At 71.5% G+C, this 14248-nt stretch carries 10 protein-coding genes; 6 read left to right on the top strand and 4 right to left on the bottom strand.

The features are described 5' to 3' along the window. The first annotated feature begins 122 nt into the window (after positions 1 to 122). Complete coding sequence (locus IQ251_RS08440; RefSeq protein WP_228046408.1) at positions 123 to 866, top strand: right-handed parallel beta-helix repeat-containing protein; 744 nt, start codon at positions 123 to 125, stop codon at positions 864 to 866. 3 nt (positions 867 to 869) lie between these two features. Here IQ251_RS08440 and IQ251_RS08435 read toward each other — a convergent pair whose 3' ends face one another. After that, positions 870 to 1499, bottom strand: a complete 630-nt coding sequence (locus IQ251_RS08435; protein WP_370591276.1) for an HNH endonuclease — start codon at positions 1497 to 1499, stop codon at positions 870 to 872. Positions 1500 to 1705: 206 nt separating this feature from the next. On the opposite strand from IQ251_RS08435, the gene IQ251_RS08430 reads away from it, so the two are divergent. The 5 genes from IQ251_RS08430 to IQ251_RS08410 all read left to right on the top strand — a co-directional run bounded on the left by IQ251_RS08430 (position 1706) and on the right by IQ251_RS08410 (position 8035). After that, complete coding sequence (locus IQ251_RS08430; protein ID WP_193927922.1) at positions 1706 to 3820, top strand: prolyl oligopeptidase family serine peptidase; 2115 nt, start codon at positions 1706 to 1708, stop codon at positions 3818 to 3820. 122 nt (positions 3821 to 3942) lie between these two features. Further along, positions 3943 to 4923 (top strand): mechanosensitive ion channel family protein, encoded by a 981-nt coding sequence (locus IQ251_RS08425; protein WP_193927921.1) that lies wholly within the window; start codon positions 3943 to 3945, stop codon positions 4921 to 4923. Positions 4924 to 5022: 99 nt separating this feature from the next. Then, positions 5023 to 5397, top strand: coding sequence for a globin (locus IQ251_RS08420; RefSeq protein WP_370591277.1), 375 nt, complete (start codon positions 5023 to 5025; stop codon positions 5395 to 5397). A 31-nt stretch (positions 5398 to 5428) separates the two neighbouring features. Next, complete coding sequence (locus IQ251_RS20240; RefSeq protein ID WP_193927919.1) at positions 5429 to 6499, top strand: alpha-amylase family glycosyl hydrolase; 1071 nt, start codon at positions 5429 to 5431, stop codon at positions 6497 to 6499. 201 nt (positions 6500 to 6700) lie between these two features. After that, positions 6701 to 8035 carry a heparan-alpha-glucosaminide N-acetyltransferase domain-containing protein gene (locus IQ251_RS08410; protein ID WP_228046407.1) on the top strand — a complete coding sequence of 445 codons (1335 nt, stop codon included), beginning with the start codon at positions 6701 to 6703 and terminating at the stop codon, positions 8033 to 8035. A 9-nt stretch (positions 8036 to 8044) separates the two neighbouring features. Here the strand turns inward: IQ251_RS08410 and IQ251_RS08405 are convergent, their stop codons facing one another. From IQ251_RS08405 to IQ251_RS08395, 3 genes are all read right to left on the bottom strand, one after another. After that, on the bottom strand, positions 8045 to 8686 hold the full coding sequence (locus tag IQ251_RS08405) for a DUF8010 domain-containing protein (protein WP_193927918.1): 642 nt from the start codon (positions 8684 to 8686) through the stop codon (positions 8045 to 8047). Then, the gene (locus tag IQ251_RS08400; RefSeq protein ID WP_193927917.1) at positions 8679 to 9110 is read right to left on the bottom strand and encodes an acyl-CoA thioesterase; all 432 of its coding nucleotides are present in this window, start codon (positions 9108 to 9110) and stop codon (positions 8679 to 8681) included. The genes IQ251_RS08405 and IQ251_RS08400 overlap by 8 nt, the downstream gene beginning before the upstream one ends. 166 nt (positions 9111 to 9276) lie before the next feature. Then, complete coding sequence (locus IQ251_RS08395; protein WP_193927916.1) at positions 9277 to 14229, bottom strand: NAD-glutamate dehydrogenase; 4953 nt, start codon at positions 14227 to 14229, stop codon at positions 9277 to 9279. Between the last annotated feature and the right edge of the window lie 19 nt (positions 14230 to 14248).

Genomic DNA, 14248 nt, shown 5'->3' with positions numbered 1-14248 from the left:
CTTTTCACCTGTATGGGTCTTGCGTACTTGATCACATACGTTCAAACGATCTTCTCGCCTGCGGGAGGCACACCATGTTCGGCACCGAAACCGCCACTCAGCCCAGCCTTTTCACTCGCCCGATGGCTGGGTGGACACGCAACGAACACAGCGAGGCGGCGGCGCATCGCGGCGTCCGGATCAGCGGCCGCACCGGGGTGCGCATCAGCGGGGACACCGGTGTCCGGATCAGCGGATGCAGCGGAGTGCGCATCAGCGGACGGGACGAAGGCGTGCGGATCAGCGGCCGGCACGGCGTGCGCATCAGCGGGAACCGGCGCGGTGTCCGGATCAGCGGGAACGCCGGCGTGCGGATCAGCGGGCGCAGCGGTGTCCGGGTCAGCGGCACAGGTCGCGGTGTCCGGGTCAGCGGCACAGGTCGCGGTGTCCGGATCAGCGGTCAGCGCGGCGTGCGGATCAGCGGCCGGCACGGCGTGCGCATCAGCGGAAACCACCGCAGCGTCCGGATCAGCGGCCGCACCGGGGTGCGCATCAGCGGGGACACCGGTGTCCGGGTCAGCGGCCCAGGTCGCGGTGTCCGGTTCAGCGGGAACGCCGGCGTGCGGATCAGCGGCCGGCACGGCGTGCGCCTCAGCGGAAACCACCGCAGCGTCCGGATCAGCGGCCGCACCGGGGTGCGCATCAGCGGGGACACCGGTGTCCGGGTCAGCGGCCCAGGTCGCGGTGTCCGGTTCAGCGGGAACGCCGGCGTGCGGATCAGCGGCCGGCACGGCGTGCGCATCAGCGGAAACCACCGCGGCGTCCGGATCAGCGGCCGCACCGGGGTGCGCATCAGCGGGGACACCGGCGTGCGGATCAGCGGGTGAGGGTCAGGCCGCCGGTTCACCCAGGTACGGCAACCACAGCGGGTCGGCATCGGAGAGCCCGGCGAGCAGCCGCCAGTGCCGACCCCGGGGCGCTCGGGGTGCGGTCTCCAGCTGCCACCCCAGCTCGCCCAACGTCCGATCCGCCTTGCGGTGGTTGCACTTGGTGCAGCACGCCACGCAGTTCTCCCAGGTGTGCGGCCCGCCGCGGCTGCGCGGCACCACGTGGTCGATGGTCTCGGCACGCGCACCGCAGTACGCGCAGCGGTGGCCGTCGCGCAACATCAGCGCCGCGCGGGTGAGCGGGACCCGGCTGCGGTGCGGGACCCGCACGAAGGTGCTCAGCCGGATCACCGAGGGGACCTCGACGGCCGAAGTCGCCGAGTGCAGCACCATCCCGGCCGAATCCCCGTGCACGACTTCGGCCTTGCCGCACACCACGAGCACGATCGCGCGGCGCAGCGGCAGCGCCGTGAGCGGTTCGAAGGTCGTGTTGAGCAGCAGCACCCGCCGCTTGCGCCACGCAGGTGCACCCGGCCCCGTCCCGCTCGTCAGGCACAGGTGGGCCCGCGGCGCGTTGCCGGGAGCTTTCGCCCCGCGCACCGCTGGTTGTCGGGTCGGTTGTCGGTCGGGCACGCGACCACCTCCACCGGGGTTTCGAGCCCAGTCGAACACAGGACGCCGCCGGAACGCACGTGTCGTTCACCACGTCCGCACCACCCTCCCGGCGGGTTGTGCGCGCCGGAACGTGCCCGGACGACCGCGTTGCGGATTCCCGCCGCACCGGGGAGGACCGAACCGGACGATCCGGAACACCGGCCGCCGCACGTATCGTCGGCCCCGTGACCGACCTTCGAGCTGCACACCTGACCTACCCGCCCGCGCAGCGGGACGACATCGTGGACGACCTGCACGGACGGCAGGTCGCCGACCCGTACCGGTGGCTGGAGGACCCCGACGACCCGCGCACCGCGGAGTGGTCCGCGGCCCAGGACGAGCTCGCGGCCGCCCGGTTGGACGCGGTGCCGGGGCGCGATGCGGCGGCCGAGCGGTTGCACTCGCTGCTGTCCGCCGGATCGGTGTCCGCACCGGTGTGGCGCTGCGGTCGGGCGTTCTTCACCCGCCGCGAACCCGGCCAGGAGTTCGCGACGTTGCACGTGCGCGAATCCGACGGCACCGAGCGGGTGCTGCTGGACGTCACCGAGCTCGACCCGTCCGGACTGACCACGCTGGACAGCTGGTCACCGAGCCTGGAAGGCGACCGGCTCGCCTACCAGATCTCGGTCGGCGGTGACGAGGAGTCGTTGCTGCACGTCATGGACGTGGCCACCGGGGACGCCGTCGAGGGGCCGATCGACCGATGCCGGTACTCCACGATCTCCTGGCTGCCCGGCGGTTCCGAGTTCTTCTACGTGCGCAGGCTGCCCGCCGCGGAGATCCCGGACGGCGAGGAGCAGTTCCACCGCCGCGTCTGGCGGCACCGCGTCGGCTCCGATCCGGACCGGGACGACGTCCGCGTGCTCGGCGACGGGTTGGACCACACCTACTACTACGGCACCACCGTGTCCCGCGACGGCCGCTGGCTGATCGTGGAGGGGAGCCCGGGCACCGCGCGGCGGGATTCGGTGTGGATCGCCGATCTGTCCGCGTCCGGTGAGCTGCCCGAGCTGCGGCAGATCGTGGACACCACCGACGGCTACCGGGTCGGCGCGTGGGTGGATCGGGACGGCCGGCTGTACGTGCTGACCACGCTGAACGCTCCGCGCTGGCGGCTGTGCGTGGCCGACCCCCGCTCGCCGGAACCGGAGAACTGGACCGAGCTCATCGGCGAGGACGAGGACTCGGTGCTGGAAGCCGTGCGCTGGTTCGACCCGGGCACGCCCCGGCTGGCGGTCCTGCGCACCCGGCACGCGGTGTCCGAACTGGCCCTGCACGACCCGGCCACCGGTCGCGCCGACTCCGCCGTCGAACTGCCGGGAACCGGCCAGGTCACCGCGCTGACCACGGTCGACGAGGGCACCACCGGCGGGCGGGACCGGCTCTGGATCGGCTGGACCGACTTCGCCACCCCGCCGTGCGTGCACGCCTATTCGCACACCGAGCGCCGCACCGATCTCGTCGACCGGGCGCCCGGTGCCACCGAGCTTCCGCAGGTGCGCACCCGGCAGGTGACCTACCGGTCCGCCGACGGCACCCCGGTGCGGATGTTCCTGCTCACCCCGGCCGACGGACCGGACCGGCCGCGTCCGGCATTCCTCACCGGCTACGGCGGCTTCTCGCTGTCCCGCGAACCCGGGTACGCGCCGACCGCGCTGGCCTGGGTCGCCGCGGGCGGCGTGTGGGCGCTGCCCGCGCTGCGCGGCGGCGGTGAAGAGGGCGAGCAGTGGCACGAGGCCGGCATGCGCGAGCGCAAGCAGAACACCTTCGACGACTTCCACGCGGCCGCGCGCCACCTCATCGACGAAGGCTGGACGACGCCGGAACAGCTGGCGATCTCCGGCGGATCCAACGGCGGGCTGCTGGTGGGAGCCGCGCTGACCCAGCGTCCCGAGCTCTACCGGGCCGTCGTGTGCTCGGCACCGCTGCTGGACATGGTCCGCTACGAGCACTTCCTGCTCGGCCGCACCTGGAACGACGAGTACGGCACCGCCGAGGACCCGGTCGAGCTGGACTGGCTGCTGTCCTACTCGCCGTACCACAACGTGCATCCGGGTACCCCGTACCCGTCGGTGCTGTTCACCGTCTTCGAATCGGACACGCGGGTGGATCCCAACCACGCCCGCAAGATGTGCGCGGCGCTGCAGGAAGCCACCTCATCCGACCCGGCGGAACGCCCGATCTTGCTGCGCAGGGAGACGGAGGTGGGACACGCCGCACGTTCGGTCTCCCGTACCGTGGGACTGTCGGCGGACCAGCTCGCCTTCCTCGCACAGGCCACCGGACTGGCACTGGAGTGACCCCGGGGCGCGCGGTGCGCCGGCATCGGGCTCGTGGCTGGCGGGGCATCCACGAACCCGGGCGGTGACCGAGACGGTGCACCGCGCCCTCCCCCGGATGACCTGCATGGAGACCCCGACCCATGACACTGCCGCTGCTGAGCCAACCCCGTTGCGTCGAGGATGCGGAGAGCTGGTGCGGAACCATCTACGAATGGACCGGCAACCAGTGGCTCGCCCGCTACTCGGACCTGCTCATCGCCAAACCGCTGAACATCCTGCTGATCCTGCTGATCGCGTTCGGCATCCGCTACCTCGCGCACCGCGCGATCAACCGCCTCACCCAGGGCAACGGCGGGGGCCCGAAACTCCTGCAGCCGATGCGCGAGCGGCGGGCCGACGCGCTGACCGCCGAGCTGATGTCCGAGCGCCGGATGCAGCGCGCCCGCACGATCGGCTCGGTGCTGAAGTCGATCGCCTCACTGGTCATCTTCGGCATGGCCACCATCTACGCGCTGCAGGTGCTCAACATCGAGATCGGGCCGGTGCTGGCCTCGGCCGGTGTGCTCGGCGTGGCCGTGGCTTTCGGTGCGCAGAACCTGGTCCGGGACTTCCTGTCCGGGATGTTCATGCTGGTCGAGGACCAGTACGGCGTGGGTGACTGGGTGGACCTCGGCGAAGCCGCGGGCACGGTCGAATCCGTGGGCCTGCGCGTGACCACGCTGCGCGACCTCAACGGTACGGTCTGGTACGTGCGCAACGGCGAGATCCTGCGCGTGGGCAACTCCAGCCAGGGGTTCGCCGTGGCGGTGGTGGACCTGCCGATCGCGCACACCAGCGACGTGGAGAAGGCCGTGGAAGTCGCCAACGGCGTGGCGCAGGAGGCGGCCCGCAGCGAGCCGCTGGCCAAGGACGTGCTGGAGCCGCCGGAGATGCTGGGCGTCGACCAGATCACCGGCGACACGATCACGCTGCGGCTGACCACCAAGGTCCGGCCGGGCAGGCAGTGGGCGGTGCAGCGCACGCTGCGCGCCGAGATCAAGCGGACCTACGACGAAGAGGGCATCCAGCCGCCCTACCCGAACGGCCTGCCGCTGCCACCGAGCAGCAGGCAGACGAACTGACGTGCTCCGCCCGCCCGGCAGGTGCCGACCGGCCGGGCGGGCCGGAACGGGCCGCGGTCGCCCGGCGGTGGTTGCTGAGAGGATGGAGGGGTGACTTCCGTGGAGACCTTCTACGACCAGGTCGGCGGGGAGGAGACCTTCCGCCGGATCGTGGCCCGGTTCTACGCAGAGGTGGCCGAGGACGAGCTGCTGCGCCCGCTGTACCCGGAGGAGGACCTGGGGCCCGCCGAAGAGCGCCTGCGGCTGTTCCTCATGCAGTACTGGGGCGGCCCGCACACCTACTCGGACAGCAGGGGCCATCCCCGGCTGCGGATGCGGCACGCCCCGTTCAAGATCGGCCCGGCCGAGCGCGACGCGTGGTTGCGCTGCATGCGCATCGCCGTCGACGAGGCGGGCCTGGAGCCTCGGCACCGCGAGCAGCTGTGGGAGTATCTGGAAATGGCCGCGCAGAGCATGGTCAACTCGTGGTTCTGAACGAACCCCGCCGCCGGGACGGGTGCCGGCGATGACGCTGCGAGAGACAGGCGCACCCGGCGAGCACACCGAGCACCCGTGGTGGTGGAACGCGGTGTGCTACCGCGTGGACGTGCGCTCGTTCGCCGACGGCGATGCCGACGGCACCGGTGACCTCGCCGGACTGCGGTCCCGCCTGGGGTACCTGGAGCTGTTGGGCGTGGACGCGATCGTGCTGGCGGGCGCTCCGGGCCTGGATCCCACCGCCGAGGCGTTCACCCGGCTGCTGGCCGAGGCGCACGACACCGGCATCCGCGTGCTGCTGGCGATGGACCTGGATCCCGGCCGCCCGGACGCGCGGGCGGTCCTGGAGGGCTGGCTCGACCACGGCATCGACGGCGTCCACCTCGATCCGCGGGACGACCCGTCCGGCACGGCCGCCGCCGTGCTGGCCGACCGCCCGGACGCGCTGCTGATCGGCAGCGGCTCCGGCCGGTGGCAGCTGGAGTTCAACCTCGACCTGGCCATCGCCGACTTCGCGGCCGAATCGGTGCGTTCGGCGATCACCGGTGTGCTGGGCAAGATCGGGGACCGCCGGGCCGCGTGGGCCATGGCCAGCCGGGACACCGAGCAGGTGCGCTCCGACGCCGCGTTGACCCCGGTGCGGGCGATGGCGCTGGTGCAGCTCGCGCTGCCCGGCGCGGTATGCCTGCGGCACGGCGAGGAACTGGGCCTGCCCGGCTCTCGCCGGGTACTCATGCCGTGGGAGGGCGACCAGCCGCCGTTCGGCTTCTCCGCGGCCGACGCCGACTGGTCGGCGATTCCGCCGCAGTGGGCCGGCTCCACGGTGGAGTCGCAGCTGGAGGACCCGGGGTCGACGCTGTCGCTGTACCGGCAGGCGATGGAGCTGCGGGCGAACCATCCCGCGTTCCACGGCGAGGAGGTCGAGTGGTTCGGCGCCCCGGAGGGCTGCTTCGCGTTCCGCCGCGTGGGCAGTTCACTGATCTGCGCGCTGAACACCTCCGCCGCGCCGGTGCCGATCCCGCCCGGTGAGCTGCTGCTGTCCAGCAGGCCGCTGGAGGGCGGCAGGCTCGCGCCCGGCACCGCGGCCTGGTTGGCCTAGGGACGACTCACCGCTGCCGCTGCGGCGATCAGGCCCGCGCCGACAGCGATCATCTTTCGGGTGAGCGCCGGAGCGCCCGGCGATCGGAAAACCCGCACCTCAGCGAGAATCGCGGTCCCAGAACACGTCGAATTCCCCGCCCCAGCGCGGGATTCGACGGTTCCGGCTCAGCTCAGCCCGTACCGCGATCCGCTGGAAGCCATGACTGCGCACACCGCACCGCAATCCGCGCGGGCACAGCGCACCGGCCGGCTGGCCGGGGTCGACGTCGCGCGCTTCCTCGCCGTACTGGGCATGTTCAACATCCACTTCGGAGTGCCGTTCTTCGGCAGCCCCGCGGCCGGCTACGTGGCGCAGTTCTCCAGCGGGCGGGCCACCGCGCTGTTCACGCTGCTGGCGGGTGTGTCGCTGGCGATGCTGTCCGGCCGCACCGAGCCGCCGCGCGGAACCGACCTGCGGCGGGCGCGGGTGCGGATCGCGGTACGTGCCGTGCTGCTGATCGTGCTGGGCCTGCTGCTGGCCCGCGCGACCGAGGCGACCGGCTTCCTGATCACGGTGATCATCCCGTACTACGGGGTGTACTTCCTGCTGTGCGTCCCGTTCGCGGGGCTGCGTGCGCGCGGGCTGGCCGTCGCCGCCGGCTGCGGGGTCCTGCTCAGCCCGCAGCTGTCCTTCGTGCTGCGCGGTCTGCTCGCCGACGGCGGTCCCCTGGCGGGCCTGCAGGAGGCCGTCGAGTCCGTCGACCCGGCGCACCTGTTCGCCGATGCGGGACTGCTGGACCTGGTGCTGACCGGCTTCTACCCGGCAGTGGCCTACGTACCGCTGGTGCTGTGCGGCATGGCGGTGGGACGGCTGGACCTGCGCAGCACCCGGGTGCGGATCCGGCTGGGGATCGCCGGGCTGGCCGCGTACGCGATGGCCCGGGCCGGGTCGGCGACGCTGCTGCTCCTGGCCGGCGCCGAGCAGCCCGAGCCCGGCTGGGGCGGCGTGGACGTCGACGAGCCCACCGCACTGCTGGGCACCACCGCGCACAGCGGCACCACGCTGGAACTGCTCAGCGCGGCCGGGACCGGGCTGGTCATCCTCGCCGCGTGCCTGGAGCTGGCCGACCGGCTCGGCCTGCTGCTGCGCCCGGTGGCCGCGGCGGGCTCGATGGCGCTGACCCTTTACGCGGCGCACGCACTGGTGCTGACCTGGCAGGTCGTCAGCGGTGGCTGGCCGATGAAGGGCGTGCCCCGGGGCGCGTGGGAAATGGCGCACATGGGACCGGATCTGCCGGACACCCCGGAGACGCCGGATTTCCCCGTCGACCCCACCGAGCCGGACGGGATCTTCGGCTTCGTGCACACCTGGATGCCCGAGGTGTTCCCGATCGCGTCGCTGGTGCTGCCGGTCCTGTGGTGCCTGGTGTTCCGCCGCGGTCCGCTGGAAGCCGCGCTCAGCGAGGCGGTTCGGGTCATCAGCGCCCGGTTCGAACCGCTGCTGCGCGCACCCCGCACCGCGCGGAGCCCGGTCGAGGTGCGCCAGCGATCGTGATCGGGCGGGTCAGATCAGCAGCGGCAGCAGCGCGTGCCTGCGCCGGACCACGGCACCGAACCGGGAGTCCAGCCGCAGCCAGGAATCGGTCGCGCTGACCCGCACGATCTCCCCCTCGTCCGGCCGGTTCACCAGAAAGCCCATGCCGGACAGGACGAACAGGCACCGCAGCGGCACCTTCACCTCGAAACCGCTACCGCTGACCGTGAAGACCTCCTGGTCCAGCAGCGATGCGGGCGGGGTTCCTTTGGGGCCCACGTTCTCCTTGGCCATCCCGATGCCGCGCTCGGCGACCTCGCCGACGAGCTTGGCGGGCAGATCATCCACCCGGTACCAGCCGGTCGGCGGCGGCAACTCGGACCGCCACAGCAGGTCCTGCGGCGGACCCGGGTCCATCACCGGTCCGCCGGCCACCGTCAGCGCGGCCAGCAGCTCGCTCCCGGACACGGTCAGGTCCGCGGGATCGGACGCACCGCCGAAAGCCCGGGTGCACAGCGCATCGAACGGGGTCGCCGACCAGGCGTCGAACCGGCCGGAATCCTCGCGGTTGCGCAGCCGCAGCACCGATTGGCCGTCCAGCCGCACCGCGCGCGCCACGAACGCGCCGAGGTCCTCGCGCTCGCCCGAATCGGGCATCCGCAGCTCAGCCACCCGCGGACCCCGGTTCCGGCTCGTCGAGGCGCCACTGGACCAGGAAGTCGCGCTCCGCACTCGTCACCCGCCGCGGTCGGCCTGCGTCCAGGTCGTAGGGCACCATCAACGTCTCCGCGGTGGCCACCGCTTCCTGCGCGTAGGCGGTGTAGTCGACGAGGAACGAGGCCGCCCGCAGGTCGCGCACCGACATCTGCACCTGCAGGGATCCGGCGCTGTACTGCAGCGGGCTGTGGTAGTCGATCACCACGCGGGCCACGACCATGCCGTCGGCCATGCCCGGGATCCCCTGCCGTTCGGCCTCGGCGAACAGCAGTCCCGCCCGCGCCTCTTCCAGCAGCGTGATCGTCCTGGCGTGGTTGACGTGCCCGAACGCATCCAGGTCGGACCAGCGCAGTGCCACGTCGGCTACGTATGCGCCCACTGACGAGCTCCCTTTCCACGATCCGGCCGGTTCGGCGCCGGCGACCCCGCCGGGAGCGGATCACCCCCGGCCGACGCACGGCCCCTCCCGCAGCGTATCGATCCGGACATCAGGAGCCGACCGGGTGTCCGCGACCTGGGATGATCGTGGACACCCGTGCCGCCGGTCAGCGCACCATGCCGCGCAGCTGCCGCGAGGCGACCGACAACGTCGCCAGGTCCAGCTTCCCGGAGTTCTTGATCTGCCCGAGCGCCGAGTTGGCCCGCTCCAGCCGGGACGCGTTGGTGGTTTCCCACCGGGCGATCTTGTCCTCCGGCGGGTCGTCCGGCTCGCTGCTGCGCAGCACGTCGACCGTGATGGCCCGCACCGAGGCATAGAAGTCGTCGCGCAGCGCGAGCCGCGCCAGCGCGTGCCAGCGGTTGCCCCGTTCCAGCTCGTTGACCGCCTGCAGCATCCGCTCCACGTCCAGGTGCTCGGACAGCGCGTAGTACAGCTCGGCGCTCTCCCGCGGCGACCGCTCCGCCGAGACCCCGGCATCGCGTTCGGCGAGTTCGGCGATCTCGGTGATGTCCAGCAGCGCGAACGAATCCAGCAACACCCCGACCTGCTCGGCGAGGTCCGCAGGCACGTCGTCGGACTTCCAGCGCTCGATCTTCTCGTCCGCGGTGTCGGCGGCCCGGCCGCGCAGCAGCCCCCGCACGGAACCGGACAGCTCCTGCACCACACCGCGGAATCGGGTGATCTCCGCACCGATCGCCAGCGGCTGCGGCCGGTTGGCCAGCATCCACCGCGAGGCGCGGTCCAGCAGCCGCCTGCTCTCCAGGACCAGCTCGTCGGCCACCTGGGTCGGGATCGTGTCCGCCAGGTCGTCGATCCGCCGCCAGATCTCGTCGAGCTCGAACACCTTCGTCACCACCGCGAACGCGCGCACCGCATCCGTGGCCGAGGAGCTGATCTCCTCGGCCAGCCGGTAGGCGTAGGAGATGCCCGCACCGTCGACCATCTCGTTGACCAGCAGGGTGGTGATGATCTCCCGGCGCAGCGGGTGCGCGGGAACCGCTGCCGCGTAGCGCTCGCGCAGCGGCCGCGGGAAGTACTCCACCAGCCTGCCGCGGAAGGCTTCGGTGTCCGGGAGCCCGCTGGCCAGCACGTCCTGCTTGAGGGCCAGCTTGACGTGCGCCATCAGCGTCGCCAGCTCCGGCGAGGTAAGCCCCTGCTCGGCCTTCTCCCGCTCGCGCAGCTCCTTCTGGTTCGGCAGCGCTTCCAGCTCGCGGTCCAGCTCACCGGACTTCTCCAGCGAGCTGATCTGCCGGGCGTGCACCGAAACCATGTCCATCGCGTGCGCCCGGGAGATACCCAAGACCGAGTTCTGCGAGTGGTTATCGGCCAGCACCAGGTCCGTGACCTCGTCGGTCATCTCCACCAGCAGCTCGTTGCGCTGCGGGCGGTCCAGTTCGCCCTGCTCGACGAGCTGGTCCAGCAGGATCTTGATGTTGACCTCGTGGTCGGAGCAGTCGACCCCGGCCGAGTTGTCCAGCGCATCGGTGTTGACCTTGCCGCCCGCCCGGGCGAACTCGATGCGGCCGAGCTGGGTGAGGCCGAGGTTACCGCCCTCACCGACCACCCGGACCCGCAGATCGCGGCCATCCACCCGGACCGGATCGTTGGCCTTGTCCCCGACCTCGGCGTTCGTCTCGGTGCCCGCCTTGACGTAGGTGCCGATGCCGCCGTTCCACAACAGGTCGGCGGGTGCCTGCAGGATGGCCCGGATCAGCTCCGGCGGGGACAGCTGCTGCACCGACTCGTCGATGCCCAGCGCGCGGCGGATCGCCGGGTTGAGCGGGATCGACTTCAGCGAGCGCGGCCAGATCCCGCCGCCATCGCTGATGATGCTGCGGTCGTAGTCGTCCCAGCTGGACCGGGGCAGCGCGAACAGCCTGCTGCGCTCGGCGAACGACGCGGCCGGATCCGGATCCGGATCGATGAACACGTGCATGTGGTTGAAGGCGGCAACGAGCTTGATGTGCTCGGACAGCAGCATCCCGTTGCCGAACACGTCCCCGGCCATGTCCCCGACACCGACGACGGTGAAGTCCTCGTTCTGCGTGTCCAGGTCGAGTTCCCGGAAGTGCCGCCGGACGCTCTCCCACGCGCCCTTCGCGGTGATGCCCATCGCCTTGTGGTCGTAGCCGACCGAGCCGCCGGAGGCGAACGCGTCACCGAGCCAGAACCCGTAGGTGCCGGCGACCTCGTTGGCGATGTCGGAGAACGTCGCGGTGCCCTTGTCCGCGGCGACCACCAGGTACGGGTCGTCCCCGTCGTGCCGGACCACCTCGGCGGGCGGAGCGACCTCGCCGTCCACCAGGTTGTCGGTGAGGTCGAGCAGCCCGGAGATGAACATCCGGTAGCAGGCGATGCCCTCCTGCTGCGCCGCCTCGCGGTCGGCGGACGGGTCGCCGGTCGCGGCGGGCGGGCGCTTGACGACGAAACCGCCCTTGGCGCCGACCGGGACGATGACGGCGTTCTTCACCGCCTGCGCCTTGACCAGGCCCAGCACTTCGGTGCGGAAGTCCTCGCGGCGGTCCGACCAGCGCAGGCCGCCGCGCGCCACCGCACCGAACCGCAGGTGCACACCCTCGGTCCGCGGCGAGTACACGAAGATCTCGTACTGCGGGCGGGGTTCCGGCAGTCCCGGGATCTCCTGCGGCTCCAGCTTGAGCGCCAGGTACGGACGCGGGTGCCCGCCGTCGGTGCGGAAGAAGTTGGTGCGCAGCGTCGCGCGGATCAGGCTCAGGTAGTTGCGCAGGATCCGGTCCGCGTCGAGGCTGGTCACCTCCTCGATGAGCGCGTCGATGCGCTGCAGCGCGGCGTCCTCACGGTCGTGGCGGGCGTCCTCGGCGCGGGACGGGTCGAACCGGGTCTCGAACAGCGCGAGCAGCTCGACCGCCGCGTCGTGGTGCGCCAGTAGCACGTCCTCGATGTAGTCCTGGCTGTAGGCCACCCCGGCCTGGCGCAGGTACTTCGCGTAGGCGCGCAGCACCGCCGACTGCCGCCAAGACAGCCCGGTGCGCAGCACGAGCGCGTTGAACCGGTCGACCTCGGCATCGCCCTGCCAGATCGCCCGGAACGCCTCCTCGAACCGCTCGCGCAGCGAATCCAGCTGTTCGGCACCGCCGTCCAGCAGTCCGGGCTCCACCCGCAGCCCGAAGTCGTAGATCCAGTAGTTGCGCCCCTCGTCCGGGACGATCTCGTACGGGCGTTCATCGACGACTTCCACGCCCATGCTCTGCAGCACCGGCAGCACCCGGGACAGCGTGACGCGCTCGCCGACCACGTAGATCTTGAACCGCCGCTCGCCCTCTTCGGCCGAACGCGGTGCGTACAGGGACATCCGCAGGTCACGGGAGTCCACGAGGGACTCCAGCCTGCGCAGGTCGACGAGCCCCTCGCCCGCGGTGAAGTTCTCCTTGTAGCTCTCCGGGAAGGCTCCGGCGTAGCGCTGCGCGATCTGGCTGACGGCTTCCGAACCGCTGCGCACCGGTCGTTCGTCCGGCCCGACCTCGGAGAGCTCGACGTCCACCTCCTCGACCATCCGGTCGTCCCAGGTGTGGATGGCCCCGTCGAGCCGGCGCTGGATCCGGGCGAGGTCCGGTTCGACCTGGCGCGCCGGGTCGGTGCGCACGACGAAGTGCACCCGCGCGAGCGCGGACTCGCCGACCCGGGTGCTGTACTCCAGGCTGTCCCCGCCGAGTTCTTCCAGCAGCACCTCCTGCATGGCCAGCCGCGAGCTCGTCGTGTAGCGGTCCCGGGGCAGGTAGACCAGGCAGGAGTAGAATCGACCGTACGGATCGCGGCGCAGGAACGGCTTGAGCCTGCGCCGTTCAGCGAGGGCGAGCACACCGGTGATCGTGTCCAGCAGGGTGTCCTCGTCGGTGGAGAACAGCTCGGTGCGCGGGTAGCTCTGGATCTCCTCCAGCATCCGCTGGCCCGAGTAGGACTGCATCGGGAACCCGGCGCGCTGGATCACCTCGCGGACCCGGCGCTCGATGAACGGGATGTCCAGCACGTTCTCGTGCAGCGCCGTCGTGGTGAACAGGCCGAGGAAGCGGTGCTCACCGGTCACCCGCCCCGCGGCGTCGAACGTCTTCAGCCCCACGTAGAACGGGTGCACCGGGCGGTGCACTGTGGACGGAGCGCTGGCCTGGGTCAGCACCAGCAGGTCCTGGGAGAGCGGGTCCGGGCCAGCGGTCACGTTGCCGGCCGCGACGTTGTCGCTGCGCAGCACGCCCAGACCGGACGCCAGCAGTGCGTGCAGCGCCGGTTCTCCCCCGTCCTCGACGAGTTCGTAGTGCCGGTAGCCCAGGAACGTGAAGTGCCCGTCGGCCAACCAGCGCAGCAGGCCGGCCGCGTCGTGCACCGCGGGTCCGTCCAGCGGTGGCGGGGCCTGCTCCAGCCCCGCGGCCAGCTCGCGCGCCGTGGCGTGCATCCGCTCGCTGTCCTCGACGACCTCGCGCACGTCGTTGAGCACGCCGGACAGGCCCTTGTGCAGCTGGTCGAGCCGTTCGGCATCGCTGATCCGGTTGACCTCGACGTACATCCACGATTCGGCCATCGCCCCCGGGGGCGGGTTGACCGGATCGGCCGAGGGCAGCACTTCCTGCAGCGCACCGGCCACATCGCGGCGGACCATGATGATCGGGTGGATGATCCGCTGCACTTCGGCGCCGTCCCGGCCGAGTTCGGCGATCACCGAGTCGACCAGGTACGGCATGTCGTCGGTGACGATCTGCACCACGGTCGCCGGGCTCTGCCAGCCGTCCTGCTCGCGGATCGGGTTGGCCACCTGCACCAGTGGGCGCCCAGCGACGCGAGCCTCGGCCAGCCTGGCGTGCGAGCGCAGAGCACCGACCAGGTCGGCGGGGTCGTCGGCCACGACTTCCTCGGCCGGCGCGTGCCGGTAGTAGGTCTGCAGCAGCTCGGCGAGGTCGGGGGCGCTCCCGGCGGCCTCGGCGAGCAGGGCGTTCTTGATCCGCTCCGGGTTGTCCGACCCGTCTCCGGGCCGGTCCGCATCGGTCCACGACTGGCTTCCGGGCTTCGACTGTCCGGGATTCGCGATCATCTTCAGGCAGCTCCACGCT

Source organism: Saccharopolyspora montiporae (genome assembly GCF_015209505.1).
Classification (GTDB): domain Bacteria; phylum Actinomycetota; class Actinomycetes; order Mycobacteriales; family Pseudonocardiaceae; genus Saccharopolyspora; species Saccharopolyspora montiporae.
This window is presented reverse-complemented; position numbering and strand designations above follow the sequence as displayed.